The following is a 13,722-nucleotide window of genomic DNA, read 5'->3' on the forward strand; positions in this document are numbered from 1 at the left end:
GCAGGCCAACAAGGTCCTGCCGAATGGATTGAGCGCTTAAATCTTCCGGCCGGATAAGCAGGCGAGGATTACCATCACGATCAAACACATAGACTGCACCGCTGTGAGTAACGGCATAGTCACCTTCTGCGTCCGGTTCTTCATGCCCGAACGTCTACCGGTATCGCTGGGTAAGCGTGCGGAGGTCAGAGGCGTTGCCGGTCAGCCCGATGATTTTGTCACCAAAAAAATTGACGTACTCCGCCAGGCGTTCGGGTGTGTCGCGCTGAGGATCGACACTGACGAACAACGTAAGTACTTCCTCCTGATTTTCCGTGCTCAGCCCGCTGACGGCCTGGCTGAGTTTTTGCAGAGCAGTGGGGCAAACATCAGGGCAAGAGGTAAATCCGAAAAACAGCATTCGTACCTGACCACTGTAATCATCGCCTGAAACCCGTGTTCCCTGACTGTCGATCAAATCGAATTCAAGCTTGGGCATCACGCCGCTGATTTCTGTCCCGTGCCAATCCGGCGGATCATCGCCCATGCAGCCAACAAGGAGGATTGCCAGCATCATCATTGCAATGGATGCAAAGCGCTTTGCGTGGTGTTGGAAGCAGGGTTTGATCATCAAGTGGTGTCCTTCAATTACGTGTTGGAAGGATTCTGGTGTCCCAGAACAATCGCCAAGTCTTCCGGCACCGCCATCGGTTCAAATGCGCTGACGTTGGCAAGTCCCGTATTGCCGACAGGAACCCGGATTCGTGAAACCAGCAACGCAGCGAAGGCCCGAGCCAGCTGACCGAGAACCTCGCGAGCATCGCGCGCGTGCCAGCCAAGCCGGAGCATGCGCAAATGTGTTGTCGTGTGCGCTAACGCGAACTTCTGGCTCAGAATATGAGCCCGTTCAAGATGTCTGAACGCTGTAGCGACATCGCCCTGATTGTCAGCATCAGCGGCTGCTGCCGGTTCTGTCAGATAGAACGTCTTGAGTTCACTGTTCACTGCTCAGTTCTCCTGCCTTATCGGCCAGCTAAGTTGTGGGCAAAGATTTGCCCGGGATCAACCGAGTCTTCCGAGTACCGGAAATGCGGATAACATCCATGATGCAAACCGGGTCATCTGTCCCGTCAGCACCATTACCCCCATAACAACCAGAACCAGCCCTGCCAGGATTCTCAGTGACTGACTCCAGCGGCTCATCCAGCGCACTCGCGCCCGAAAGTGCTTAATAAATAAAGCCGTTGCCAAAAATGGAATTGCCAACCCCAGCGAATAAACGGCCAGGTACAGCATGCCGGTTTCAGCATTCGCATGGGTGGAACTGAGAGCCAGGATAGCGCCCAATATCGGGCCAATACACGGTGTCCACCCGACGGCAAAGGCCAAGCCGAGAAGGAACGCTGCCGTGGGCCGTCCACCCTCAAGGGTTTGCCCAAAGCGCCAGTCGCGCTGTAACGCGGGCATGCTCCACCAGCCCAGCATAAATAGCCCCATCAGCACAATCAGAATGCCCGCCACCAGATTGGCTTCCTGCCGGTAGGCCATCAGCCACTGACCGAGCAGACTAGCGCTGGCACCAAAAGCGATGAACACTACACTGAACCCAAGGACAAAACAGATACTGAGCCACAGAGATTGCAGTCGACTCGAACGGTCTGTGACAGTGCCGCCCGTAACGACCGATAGATACCCCGGAACCAGCGGCAGAGTGCAGGGTGAGAAAAATGACACCAGGCCGCCAAAAAAAGCAGCCAGCATTCCCCATGTCGCAAGATCTGGCATTTCCGTGAGTCCTCAATTTTCTGAGTTCAGTTGACGGTGGAGGGCATCAAGCCCATCCGTGTTTTGTTCGACACCGGTCGACTATTTCTGTGCGTCTGGGAGCGACTCCTGAACAAGACGAAGTAGCGGTTTGGGACCAAACTCCGTGAGTTGGCGGCCATTCACGAAAAAAGTCGGGGTGCCCCGAACACCGATGGTTTTGACGTCCTGCATGTCCTGATCAAGGATGGCGCTTATCCGTTCGGATTGCATATCCTCACGGGCTTGGGACAGGTCCAGACCGGCTGCCTCGGCCGCTCCCCATGCCTTGGCAACCTTCGGGTCGTCGTGCCAGGCCGGCTGCACCTCCAACACAGCTTCCAGCACCGGTTCATAGACATCTTGCAGGCGAGCTGCTTCCAGAATTCTGGAGACTTCCTCGGAACCCTGATGGAACATTGTGTACCGCAAAACAAGCCGCACCTGGCCTGGATACTCAGCAAGTATCTGTTTCACGATCGGGTAGAACGCCCGGCAGGCTTCGCAGGAGGGGTCGAAAAACTCAACGATGATCACCGGTGCGTCGGCAGGCCCGAATGTGGGCGAATGGAAGCGTACCAATGCTTGTTGGTTCGCGATCGGTTCGGCAGCGGCAACAGACTTTTCGCCGGTGGTGGCCGTTTTTTGAGGCTGCTGGGGCTGTGGCTTGAATAGGACGGCGGCTGAAAAGGCTGCGATCAGCACGAGACACACGACAACAAAGATGGCACGACGATTCATGTATGAACTCTCCGACGGATAAGCAAGAGCAGAATGATGATGGCAACAAAAATGGCCAGCGATAGAAACGGAAGCGGCAGCCCACCAAATATCGTCATTCCGTCACCCGAGCAGGACGGGCCAGTGGCCGTGCAGGGCTGAATGGGTTGTGGAATGAGCCCCACATAAAGCAGTGAGTGGGCTAGGAGTCTGCGCGGCAGAAACGTTTTGAGCCCTCGTTTCCGCCAGACCGGATCATTGTCTGGCCGGAAGGAGTGTTCGCGATATCGGATCGGCTCCATCATCGCTTTCGATCCAGCCAGTTAACCGGTTAAAAGGGGCATCGCAGGGCCCCAGCTGTACCTACCGTGAGCCAAAGGCTGCCTCAGCGACTTATGCCAGCCTCATCAGTGAACTCATGCGCCTGAGATTGAGCGACAGACAGACAAGATCCCATTCACCCTGCACCGCCTGAAGGCCCCGCAAGCCGAACTGCCGGAAGCCCAGGACATTCTTGATCCAGCCATTCACCGCCTCAACCATGTGCTTGCGCTGAGCGTAGACTGCTCGCCCCTCCGCCGTGGTAAGCTTCTCCTCCATGCGGGCCGTCGCCGGGTACCGGCTCGCGTTTATATCTCCGGTTTTTTTGCCTTCCCGGCGCAGCGAGACGTAGCCATCTATGCCTTTTGTCTCCAATGCCTGCAAGTCTTCCTCTTTGCGATAACCCGCATCAGCCAGACATTGGCCCGGGTAACTTCCCAGAGTTTCTTTTACCTCGCCCAGCAGCGGCACCAGACAGCCGTTATCACTGGGGTTGTTACCCTGGCGGTTGCCCACGATGATCTGGAACTCGCCATCCACGGCCAGTTGGCCGTTATAGCATTGCTGGAACCCATCATTCGTTTTCATGATCCGGCTTTGGGGGTCGGTAAAGTTACTCTGAGCCTTGTCCTCCGGAACTCCATAGTCTCTCTTGAAGTTCCGGCCACCCTTGGGTGAGCGGCGATCATCGTCTGGATGCCGGCCTTTGGCCTCATCTTGCGTTTTTTGATCCGCTTCCAGTTTCTCCTTCGCTGCCCGGATCTTGTCCAGCCGCCCCTGACGGTGCTGAAGCTCTTCGGGTAACTCGTCGCCCCGCTGATCCGGGCCAAACTGTTGGTCTTCCGATTCATCCACACGGCGAGCCTGGCCACAAAGCTCATCAACCTCTTTTGACAGACGGGCTTCTTCCTCCCGCATGCGGTCATAGCTCATGGCCTTGTGCTTACTGGCGTTGGCCCGGACCTTGGTGCCATCAATCGCCAGCGTACCGAGAGTAACCAATTCCGCTTCCTGGGCGATCCGGACCACCTGAATAAATACGGCCTTGAACGCAGCCAGGTGTTGCTTGCGAAAATCGCAGATAGTGCGGTGTCTGGGGAAATTGCCAGCCGCCAGGACCCGAAGGGCGACATCTTCTTCCAACTTCCGGGCGATCTTTCGTGATGAAAACACGCCGGTCGCGTACGCATAGATCAACACCTTCAACATCATCCGCGGATCGAAAGGCGAGTTGCGCCGACCGCTCCCTTCATACCGGGCGTAGAAGGCACTCAGATCCAGTTCCTCGACCACGTCACTGATGAAATAGGCCAGATGCCCTTCGGGCAGCCACTCGTTCAGGCTCGGGGGAAGAAGCAGTTCCTGATCAGGTGAATAGGGGCGGAAGGTGGTTCCCATCGGATTCTCCGGTGCTGAAGAATTTTTACGTATTATGCCAGAAGGTGGCTCCTGCCGCGCAGACTCCTAGAGCGAACAGGGAGCCAATGACAGACAGCGGCATAGCGTAGCGCCAAACGTTAAAATCCGAGTAGTAGCAGGCGACTGCGAGAATCACCGCCAACGGAAACATGAAGGCGCGCTGAAACCAGCACAGAACGCACGGAGCCTGCCCGAGAACTTCCCCGATGTAGATGGCTGAAAGCGAGGACCCCGCCGCCAGTAGCCAGGCTGACAGCAGCAGCCCCCATGGAATCACCCGGTTATTGGTGGTCACCGGGATGGCTCTCTGGATTCATTGGCACAAGTGCTTTGCGAAGAAGAGCAGCAGCTGTTTCCAGCGGTATCGCCTTCATCTTTGCTCGATTTATCGGCGGTTTCAGCCCCACCGGCACGCCATTCCTCCATACCCTCACGGATGACCTGCCAAGCGGAGTGCAGGAATAGCGCAGCAATGGCGAGGCCCACAATGATGTCCGGCCAGAGGGTATTGGTGAGGGCGACCAATCCTGCCGCAATGATTACACTGCTATTGGCGAACAGATCGTTCCTGGAACACATCCAGGTGGAACGCATATTGAGATCGTCCGCACGATGACGGTAGAGCAACACAAAACAAACGCCGTTTGCAAACAGGGCAAGAGCGCCGACAGCGCCCATCCACTCGGCGGCGGGCACTTCCTGTATCACCAGCTTGCGGATGGCATCGGCGACAACAACAAGCCCGAACAACAGCATAAAGCCGCCTTTGAACAAAGCCGCTCCGGCACGCGCGCGACGGCTTCGGTCCAGCACGAACAGTGTCAGTGCATAGACAGACGCGTCGCCAAACATATCCAGCGAATCGCCCAGCAACGCGGTAGAGCTTGCAATCCAGCCGGCGCTGAATTCCACCACAAACATCACTGCGTTGATGGCAAGCGCAATGTAAAGCACCCGGCTTTGGCTCGCTCGCAATTGTGCCAGTTCACCGGCCTTGTTTTCACAGCAGCTGTCCACGACGAACCCTCCTAAAACGTGCAATACATCGATACACTGGTGGTTATAGTAACTATAAGGTCAATAGCGATGAGCGAAAAAAGGAACACGGTCGGTCGGCTAGCTGATGATACGGGCGTTAAGCCCGTGACCATCCGTTATTACGAAAAAATTGGACTGTTGCCGAAAGCGACCCGCTCGGAGTCGGGCTATCGTCTCTACTCCGAAGAGGATCATTCGCGGCTGCTGTTTATTCGACGAAGCCGCGGGCTCGGATTTAGCCTTGACGATATTCGTGAACTGCTTTCACTGGCGGATCGTCAGCAGGAGTCCTGTGCGGGTGTGGACGCCAAAGTTGAACAACAACTGGTTCAAGTGCGCTCTCGACTGAAAGATCTACATGCAATGGAACACGAGTTGGAAAGACTGAGTGCGTGTTGTGACGGCGGAGTTATTATGGACTGCCGAATTATCGAGACACTCTCCGGCTCTGCTTAACCACTTTGTATGTGCCCGCCAACCAGGACTGTCTCAATTCGAGTTGGGACAGTCTATTCAGTCAGGCATCCTCCTGAATAAGAGCAACGAGGTCATGCCGAATTTCTTCTCTACTCAGATCGGGCCGCATTAAGAGGCGGGGGTTACCTTCGCGATCAAATACATAAATCGCGCTGCTGTGTGACACCGCATAATTTCCATCAGCGGCAGGTTCGTCATAACCGAAGGTTGTTCTATATCGTTTTGCCAGTTCACGAAGCTGGGGTTCTTTTCCAGTGAGTCCTACAATATTGTCGCCGAAGAAATCCACGTATTTTGCGAGACGCTCAGGCGTGTCACGTTTCGGATCGACACTCACGAACAAAGTGAGTACTTCATCCTGAAGCGCGGGGTCCAGGCCACTGGTTGCCTGATTGAGTTTTTGCAGGGCGGTCGGGCAAACATCGGGGCACGAGGTGAACCCGAAAAACAGCATTCTCACGCGGCCACTGTAATCATCGCCAGATACAGACTTGCCCTGGCTATTGATCAGGTCGAATTCCAGCTCAGGCATCAAGCCACTGATGTTTTTACCGTTCCAGTCTTCCTCGTCATTGCCAAAGCAACCAGTCAGCAATAGGGCTGCTATCAGCGTTAAGGTCGCCGATATGATGTTGGTGCGCTGTCGCCAGAAGCGAGTTCTCATGACGCTGTTTCCTCAAGTTGTTTGGATTGGTTGGTATATTTTCCGTCCTGATGCATGGCTCGCCGGAGCATCAGAAGAATGCCAAGAATGCTCATCATGGCCGGAGGAATATAGGTCAGCATGCCTCCCAGTAGCTGGTCGACTTCCGGGTCCAGCGGCCAGGCCCTGCCACAGACTTCGTAAACGTCATAGACCATGTCACGTGAAAACACGATCCACGCCCCAAGAAACATCTGAAGCACACCTGCGGCGGCCAGAACCAACATGCGTCTGCCATACCCCAGCGATGAGGTGATCGCCGGCGGTCTTGGATCAAAGATCAACCACCAGAACAGCAGGCCATCCAGCAACATGCTCCAGTTCATGACCCAATACAGATCCCGGCTGAGCATGGCGTCAAAATGGATTGATGGCCACAGCCAGAAATAGATAAGCCCGACAAACAGGAAAAGGGCGATAAAAGGCTGTTGCAGAACGTTATAGACCCAGCCCAGAGGCCTCAATGTATGCCTCCAGCCCGGGCTGATTTTTGCGAACCAGAACCGCATGACCGGTAAAGGGTTGGACAGGGCGATCAGGATCGGACCGATATGATGAAGAATCAGGTGCTGACCCCGATGGACGAAGAACATGTATTGTGCGTAGTAATCGAAGCGGGTCTGCATCACCGCATAACAGATCAGTACCCCCAGGGTGAACGCAAAGATCCGCAGTGAGCCTGGCCGGTCCTGTTCCGGCATCCGAATTAGCCCGACGCCATAGAATCCCATCACGAGCATGTAGCTGAGTATGGTCAGCGGCGAGAAATCGTAGGGTAAAAGGTAGTCAAGCAGTGACATAGCGTTGCCGGTTGTTTTGTTGTTATTTCAGTGACCCTACCTTGGATGTCACCAGGTCGTACAGTTCCTGAGGCCCCAGGCGGCTCAAGGTGTCTCCGTTAACGTAGAATGTTGGGGTTCCGGAAATTCCAACCGCCTTAACGTCCGCAGCATCCTGTTGAATAATGCCGTCAATCTCGGGTGAGTTCATACCGGCCCGAGCGGCTTCGACATCAAGTCCGGCTGACTCCGCCGCATCCCATGCTGCGGCGACCTTTGGATCATCGTGCCATTTCGGTTGTGCTTCCATAACAGCGTCCAGTACCGGCTCATAGACCCCCTGTTCACGGGCGGTTTCCAGGATTCTGACGGCCTCTTCCGAGCCTTTGTGAAACAATACGTAGCGCAGTACCAGACGCACGTTGTCCGGGTAGGCAGCCTGAATCTGTTTCACATAGGGATGCATGGCGCGACAACCTTCGCAGGATGGGTCGAAGAACTCGACAATGGTTACCGGCGCGTCCTCAGGGCCAATAACGGGAGAGTAATCCCTCACCAGTGGCGTTTTTTCAACAACGGCGGGTTCATTAGTGCCCTGGGAGCGATCGTAAATAACAAAAGCACCAGCAAAGACAACCAGACAAAAAAGAAGGAGACTGATGACCAGGGTTCGGGTTTGCACGGGAGATCTTCCTATTTTAAATGAGTTTACGGGTTTCAGATTATTCAGGTGTCCGGTAGCAGCCGACTAGGCACCCACCGCAGATAAAGCATCATTCCAAACAGTTCCAACAAAGACTGGACGACAATCACCACGACGGCCACAGCCCAGGCCTCTGGCATTGACAGTGCCAAAGGTAAAACCACGAAGGAGTTGCGTGTTCCTAGGCTGAAGATGACGGTGCGACCGGTTTCTACCGGTAATCGAAAGACCCGGCGCAGAGCCTTTCCAACCAGAGCCGCAGCTAGAAGATAGGCCGGAAACAGAATCATCAAGGGCCAGATAAGTGAGCCGGTACTGTCGATCTGGCTGACCTGTGTCATTGAGATGATGAACAGTACGACTGTCAGCAGAGGGACCGGCATCAGACCCATGAAGCGAATGAACCCGATGGCTTTTCTGGAGTTTTCGGCCCATTTTTCAGTCAGAAATGCCAGGATAAGCGGGACAATAATCAGCCCGCCAAAGGCCGGCAGGAGGTGCCGCCCAAGCTCAAGATTCACGTCGAACTGATTACCCATGAAAAGCCAGAGGTAAAGTGGAAGAAGACCCAGTTGAGCAATCAGCAGAACCGGTGTTGCCGCAATGGCTCGGGTGCTGTCCCCCTTGCCTAGGTGAGTGAAGGTGACAAACCAGTCGGTACAGGGCATCAGCAATACCAGAAGCACTCCCAACTTCAGCGCGTCATTGTCCGGCAGCGCCAATATCAGCAAGGCAGTGATCGCCGGCATGACCAGAAAATTTCCGGTGAGCAAGGCACCCATGAACCGACGGTCCCGGAACATATCAGACAGGTGGGTCAACGGTGTTTGAGTAAATGTGGCGTAGAGCAGAACTCCGAGCAACCCCCAGATTAAGTAATCCGGCACACTGTCACCGAGGGACGATGTCCAATCCACAGACAGTCCGAAAACAACAGCGATGAGGTAGGCCCAGACCTGGTGGCGTTCAATTACGTCTCGCATGGCGTGCTCGTAACCGAGTGGAATGTCGGCCATTCGCAGCATATCTGCCACACGGTACCCTTTTCAGCAGCCCTGCTAGCCATGGCCATAAGTATGGGCATCTTTGTGACTGTGATCAGGATGTTCAAACTCCAATGTTGAATGAGTGATGCCGAACTCGTTTTCCAAAGTTCGTTTTATCCCACCCTTGACTTTTTCAAGTTCATTCCAGGCACTTATTTCGACCACCACATGGGCGTCGAGGGAGGCATCATGCTCACCCATCTGCCAGAAATGTACGTGGTGAAGGTCTAAAACGCCTTCTACGTTTGATAAAGCCTCGATGACAGAATCTGTGTCGATATCCAATGGACTACCCAGCATGAGTGTCCGGATGGTTCCGCCGATTTCCGTTAGACCCAGGTAGAGAATATAGCTTGCGATACCAATTGTGATCGCGGGATCAACCCAACGCATGTCGTACAGGAGAATCAGGGCGCCGCCTACAACGACTGCAATTGACGCAAACGCATCAGACAAGTTGTGTAGAAACAGCGCACGGATGTTGACGCTGTCCTTTTGCATGGAGTAAGTAAGCAGCGCGGTCAAACCATCCACTACCAATGCGATAATGCCAAGCCAAACTACCCACCACCCCTTGATTTCCGGGGGATCTATGAATCGCATGCCACCTTCGTAGATCAAATATGCCCCGATCATTATCAAAGTGGTGTAATTTATGAGTGCCGCAACAACCTCAATTCTCCCGTAGCCAAAGGTCATCTTCGAGTCGGCCGGGCGGCGTGCAATCTTCCGCGCCGCAAATGCGATAAATAGTGACGCCATATCCGAAAAGTTGTGTATAGCGTCGGCTATCAGCGCCAAGCTGCCAGCGAAGATCCCTCCAGCGATCTGAGCCAAGGTTAGGATACCGTTCGCCCAGATAGCTACTGCAACTCTCTTATCCTTAGTATCCGGTGACATGTGAGCATGCTCGTGGCCCATTGTTTTCTCCTTGGTCGTTGCTGTTCAATTAAACGTAGTCGCAACACTCGCTAAGCCTGGCTCAGAGGGCTTAGCGAGTGTTGCGACCGCGCGAAAACTAGCCATTCTGGCGATTTTCCATGTTATTCCCGGCACCTTTCTCGGCTGTGAAGCTCGTGACCAAAATCATGGCCACGCCCAGGACGATGAACACGTCGGCAAGGTTGAACGCCGGCCAGTGCCGGGATTGCCAATGAAAATCCAGGTAATCGACAACATAGCCTCGAAAAACTCGGTCGATGACATTTCCAAATGCACCGCCAAGTACCATCGAATAGGCTAGTGCTTCGGTTCGCTTATGGCTGTCCCGAATCAATTTGACCAGAACAGCCGAGACGACAATGGCTATCGCAATAAAAAAATATCGCTGCCAGCCACCGCCATCGGCAAAGAGACTGAAGGCAGCGCCTTTATTCCATACGTGCACCCAATTAAAGAAAGGGGTGATCTCAACCGATTGTCCGTAAGCCATGGATTGCTGGACGAGCCATTTAATAAGTTGGTCGGCCAGAGCTATAAGTGCCGAAAAGCCGAGAAAAGTGAGCGTAAAAAAGCGAGAACGGTCTTCAGACATCGAATTATCCTTTTAGCGCAAGGATGCGCTTGGCACCAATGAGTACAATGCCTCCCACAATACCGCCAATAACCAGATCCGGGTAGTTGGAGCCGGTCCAGGCAACAAGAAGGGCTGCAAGGATAACTCCCAGATTGATAACCACATCATTGGCCGAAAATATCCAGCTGGCTTTCATGTGAGCACCGCCGTCACGGTGTTTGGCGATCAGGAGCAGGCAACTGATGTTGGCAATAAGGGCCACAGATGCGACGGCCATCATCATTGACGACTGGGGATCACTGCCAAACAGAAAGCGCCTGCCAACTTCAACCAGTACCCCAGCGGCAAGGATAAGCTGGAGTATGCCAGCCACATGCGCCGCTCTGACCTGCATTTTGATGCCGTGCCCAACGGCGTAAAGCGCGAGACCGTAGACGGCGGCATCGGCAAGCATGTCTAGCGAGTCTGCAATCAGGCCAGCGGACTGGGCGATCAGGCCCATCGTCATCTCGACCAGAAACATCAGTGCGTTGATTGCCAGCAGTATCCATAAAGTGCCGGACTCTTCGCTTTCGTTGGCCTTAGAAGATTCAGCCGCTCTGACGGATTCAGCGCTGGCGTCTTCTGTCCTCTGCAAGGAAGCGCCCAGACCCAGGGTTTCCAGTTTGCTGGTAATAGGTCCGACTTCGCCTTGATGGATAATTTCCAGCTTTCGATTCGATAGGTCGAATGAGAGTGACTGAATGTTGTCAAAACCCGTGAGCGCCATTCGAATCATTCGCTCTTCTGAGGGGCAATCCATTTTCGGCACGCTGTAGGTGCTGAGCTGGCTGTCTGTTTCGGCGGTGACGGGGCTCTGAAGCTCATTGTTAACGACAGAATCTTCGCTGCCACACTGTCCATCGCAGGGTTTGCTCATTTTCGCGGCTCCGGTTCTCACACAAGTTCCGTTATTTAAAACCCTGTAGTCACTACAGGGTCAACGTTAAGTTGTTAGTTTTTGACGACACTGGTGAACCCACCGCGATTCGACGACTTGCGGTATGACCCTGTAGTAACTAAAGAGTTGAACTGGAGTACATTAAAAGGAGTTTGAGCAACGATGAGGCAGGGCAACAAGAGCGTACTAATCCTTGGTAGCTACGGAGCTGCAGGGGCGGCTATTGCAACACTCTTGGGCAACGGATCGACAGCGACATTGTCTTGGCAGGCCGGTCGCTGGAAAAAGGGCGTGAACGGGCGGAACAATTAGATCGCCCGGGGAATACCGGGCAGAGCTGGCATCAAATTAACAAGGTGGTGTCCGGTTTAGCGGGGGCCACCACAGGGAGCGAACAGAAGAATTTAGTGAATGACCTGGCGTCAGACGGAAAGCGCTTCCGTGCCCACGACGCAATGTATGAAGACGACCGCTTATATTCAAGTTCAATTCAGTGTCAAAGGATATAATAGAAAGATTTTAATTTAGGTTTTTGAATAAAACGAAAAAATATTTAAATGTAACAGTTTTGCAATAAGTACAAAGCACCATCTACTCAGCATTTGAAAGACTTCAAGTGTCATTTTGAATCTATCTAATCTGAAGAGGTGTTCATGAAAAAGTGTCTATCGATGTTGGTGTTTGGTGGATTTGTCGTGACTTCAATAAATGCGCAAGCTGCGGACGGTCCTATCCTGTATGGCAAAGCCAATGTTTCGTATGAAAACCAGGACGACGGTAATAGCGATACCTGGAAGCTCCAGAGTAATGCGTCCCGTCTGGGGGTAAAAGGGGCGCTCAATACCGACCTCGAAGGCTTGGAGGCGATCTACAAGGCAGAATTTGAAATATCGATTGATGATGGAGATAAGGATGGCCAGACTTTCTCGCAGCGTAATATTTACGGTGGCTTCAAGCAGGCGAACCTCGGTGCACTGATTGCGGGAAAATTTGACACACCTTTAAAGTCAGCGCAGGGCAAGGTTGACCAGTTCAACGACTTACAGGCGGATATAAAAAATATCATGGCTGGTGAAAATCGGACCAGCAACATTGTTCAATACAGTTCTCCACGTCTGTTTGATGCTGTGGGCGTTAGTGTTGCCGTCATCCCGGGTGAAGAGCAGTCAGCTGGGGCAGAGAACGACGGACCTGCGGATGCAGTTTCCAGCTCTTTTACGTTTGAGAATGATCGTTTTTACGGAAGTATTGCCTACGATTCTGATATCGAAGATTCACTGGAAGCCGATTCAAGTGGCGATAGTCGTCTTAATATCCTGCGAACCGTAGGGAAGGTCCGATTAAGCAACTTCGAGATCGGCGCAGTTTACCAGTTGGCAGAAGAAAGCGATGGCCCTGGAGAAGATACGTCTTATCTGGTTGGTGGTGCCGTTAATCTTGAGCGTTGGAAGATCAAGGCACAGTACGGACTGACCGAAGCCGAGACAACAAACGAGGAGCTAACCCTGCTGGCCTTGGGGCTCGATTATAAACTGGCGAGCAAGAGTAAGGTCTATGCGTATGTGTCTCAGGTGGAGGCGGACTTGGCCGACTCTGAGGACTCCACATTTGGTGTGGGCTTCGAGCATAAGTTTTCCATGTAGAGTCGAGCGTGATCGCTGAATACAGGGGGACCGACGTATCTGAAATCTTTTCCGGATTTCAAGCTCATTTAAGGTTCGTGTGAGAGTCTACTTGTGAGTTAACTAAGGTTATTTAATGGCGGGAATGCTTCATTCTCGCCTTTTTTTTGACCTTTAGTTCGTTGTTCTAGCTGGTTTTAAGATTTGCGCCACGATCCGTACGAATCGGATATCACAAACAATTAAGAAAGAAACTGGAGGGGAATACGTGCGTATTCCAGACCAAGGTTGCCACTGATTCCAGACGAAGCCTGCCACCCATTCCACGCGAAAGCTGCCACTGATTCCACGGCAAAGCTGCCACCTTGGCAGGCTGCCTGATTTCCCCATCAAAACGTCCGGCGCGGGATAACTAACGGTACTCTGCTCCTTTTCATCCGGAGAGGGTCAGATGCCAGCGAAGAGGTTATCCATGCGTAAAATCAAAGAAGTCCTTCGCCTCAAGTGGGAGCGAGGGCTGAGTAACCGGCAGGTTGCCGCAGCCTGCGGCATCAGTCGCCCCACTGTGAGCGAGTATCTGCGGCGTGCTGCTGAGGCGGAGCTTGGCTGGCCGCTGCCAGAGGATCTGAGTGAAGCCCAGCTGGAGCAACGGCTGT

At 53.4% G+C, this 13,722-nt stretch carries 17 protein-coding genes and 1 pseudogene; 3 read left to right on the top strand and 15 right to left on the bottom strand.

Annotated elements, in window-relative coordinates; translation table 11 throughout:
- Positions 1–154: 154 nt before the first annotated feature.
- From LWH94_RS15100 to LWH94_RS15135, 8 genes and pseudogenes are all read right to left on the bottom strand, one after another.
- Positions 155–610: an SCO family protein gene (locus LWH94_RS15100; RefSeq protein ID WP_227507855.1), complete on the bottom strand. Its 456-nt coding sequence runs from the start codon at positions 608–610 to the stop codon at positions 155–157.
- 17 nt (positions 611–627) lie between these two features.
- A complete protein-coding gene (locus LWH94_RS15105) occupies positions 628–984 on the bottom strand; it encodes a DUF3703 domain-containing protein (RefSeq protein ID WP_053113384.1) in 357 nt (118 codons plus the stop codon).
- A 57-nt stretch (positions 985–1,041) separates the two neighbouring features.
- The gene (locus tag LWH94_RS15110) at positions 1,042–1,764 is read right to left on the bottom strand and encodes a cytochrome c biogenesis CcdA family protein (RefSeq protein ID WP_008173647.1); all 723 of its coding nucleotides are present in this window, start codon (positions 1,762–1,764) and stop codon (positions 1,042–1,044) included.
- 81 nt (positions 1,765–1,845) lie between these two features.
- Complete coding sequence (locus LWH94_RS15115; protein WP_008173644.1) at positions 1,846–2,523, bottom strand: DsbA family protein; 678 nt, start codon at positions 2,521–2,523, stop codon at positions 1,846–1,848.
- Positions 2,520–2,753 (bottom strand): annotated as a pseudogene (locus tag LWH94_RS15120) (disulfide bond formation protein B); the annotation flags it as partial. The gene LWH94_RS15115 and the pseudogene LWH94_RS15120, both read right to left, overlap by 4 nt.
- A gap of 142 nt (positions 2,754–2,895) precedes the next feature.
- Positions 2,896–4,221, bottom strand: coding sequence for an IS1182 family transposase (locus tag LWH94_RS15125; RefSeq protein WP_053113971.1), 1,326 nt, complete (start codon positions 4,219–4,221; stop codon positions 2,896–2,898).
- A 25-nt stretch (positions 4,222–4,246) separates the two neighbouring features.
- Positions 4,247–4,537, bottom strand: coding sequence for a disulfide bond formation protein B (locus tag LWH94_RS15130; RefSeq protein WP_442915001.1), 291 nt, complete (start codon positions 4,535–4,537; stop codon positions 4,247–4,249).
- On the bottom strand, positions 4,534–5,259 hold the full coding sequence (locus LWH94_RS15135; RefSeq protein ID WP_008173639.1) for a cation diffusion facilitator family transporter: 726 nt from the start codon (positions 5,257–5,259) through the stop codon (positions 4,534–4,536). The genes LWH94_RS15130 and LWH94_RS15135 overlap by 4 nt, the downstream gene beginning before the upstream one ends.
- Before the next feature lie 69 nt (positions 5,260–5,328).
- Between LWH94_RS15135 and LWH94_RS15140 the strand changes: the two genes are divergently transcribed.
- The gene (locus LWH94_RS15140; protein ID WP_008173636.1) at positions 5,329–5,736 is read left to right on the top strand and encodes a MerR family transcriptional regulator; all 408 of its coding nucleotides are present in this window, start codon (positions 5,329–5,331) and stop codon (positions 5,734–5,736) included.
- A gap of 61 nt (positions 5,737–5,797) precedes the next feature.
- Here LWH94_RS15140 and LWH94_RS15145 read toward each other — a convergent pair whose 3' ends face one another.
- The 7 genes from LWH94_RS15145 to LWH94_RS15175 all read right to left on the bottom strand — a co-directional run bounded on the left by LWH94_RS15145 (position 5,798) and on the right by LWH94_RS15175 (position 11,423).
- On the bottom strand, positions 5,798–6,421 hold the full coding sequence (locus LWH94_RS15145; protein WP_058341922.1) for an SCO family protein: 624 nt from the start codon (positions 6,419–6,421) through the stop codon (positions 5,798–5,800).
- Positions 6,418–7,260 carry a cytochrome c oxidase assembly protein gene (locus LWH94_RS15150; protein WP_023010648.1) on the bottom strand — a complete coding sequence of 281 codons (843 nt, stop codon included), beginning with the start codon at positions 7,258–7,260 and terminating at the stop codon, positions 6,418–6,420. The genes LWH94_RS15145 and LWH94_RS15150 overlap by 4 nt, the downstream gene beginning before the upstream one ends.
- A gap of 22 nt (positions 7,261–7,282) precedes the next feature.
- Positions 7,283–7,921 carry a DsbA family protein gene (locus tag LWH94_RS15155; RefSeq protein ID WP_058091791.1) on the bottom strand — a complete coding sequence of 213 codons (639 nt, stop codon included), beginning with the start codon at positions 7,919–7,921 and terminating at the stop codon, positions 7,283–7,285.
- Between the two features lie 44 nt (positions 7,922–7,965).
- On the bottom strand, positions 7,966–8,967 hold the full coding sequence (locus LWH94_RS15160; RefSeq protein ID WP_206769037.1) for an arsenic resistance protein: 1,002 nt from the start codon (positions 8,965–8,967) through the stop codon (positions 7,966–7,968).
- A gap of 33 nt (positions 8,968–9,000) precedes the next feature.
- Entirely contained in the window at positions 9,001–9,909 is a 909-nt protein-coding gene (locus LWH94_RS15165) for a cation diffusion facilitator family transporter (protein ID WP_008169406.1), read from the bottom strand.
- A gap of 97 nt (positions 9,910–10,006) precedes the next feature.
- Positions 10,007–10,522 carry a signal peptidase II gene (lspA, locus tag LWH94_RS15170; RefSeq protein ID WP_023011862.1) on the bottom strand — a complete coding sequence of 172 codons (516 nt, stop codon included), beginning with the start codon at positions 10,520–10,522 and terminating at the stop codon, positions 10,007–10,009.
- Between the two features lie 4 nt (positions 10,523–10,526).
- The gene (locus LWH94_RS15175; RefSeq protein ID WP_023011861.1) at positions 10,527–11,423 is read right to left on the bottom strand and encodes a cation transporter; all 897 of its coding nucleotides are present in this window, start codon (positions 11,421–11,423) and stop codon (positions 10,527–10,529) included.
- 674 nt (positions 11,424–12,097) lie between these two features.
- On the opposite strand from LWH94_RS15175, the gene LWH94_RS15180 reads away from it, so the two are divergent.
- Together LWH94_RS15180 and LWH94_RS15185 are read left to right on the top strand one after the other, a co-directional pair.
- A complete protein-coding gene (locus LWH94_RS15180; protein ID WP_232902737.1) occupies positions 12,098–13,087 on the top strand; it encodes a porin in 990 nt (329 codons plus the stop codon).
- Positions 13,088–13,517: 430 nt separating this feature from the next.
- On the top strand, positions 13,518–13,722 hold a 205-nt coding region (locus LWH94_RS15185; protein WP_232902738.1), incomplete at its 3' end, for a helix-turn-helix domain-containing protein.

The sequence above is a fragment of the Marinobacter sp. G11 genome (genome assembly GCF_021282325.1).
GTDB lineage: Bacteria > Pseudomonadota > Gammaproteobacteria > Pseudomonadales > Oleiphilaceae > Marinobacter > Marinobacter vinifirmus.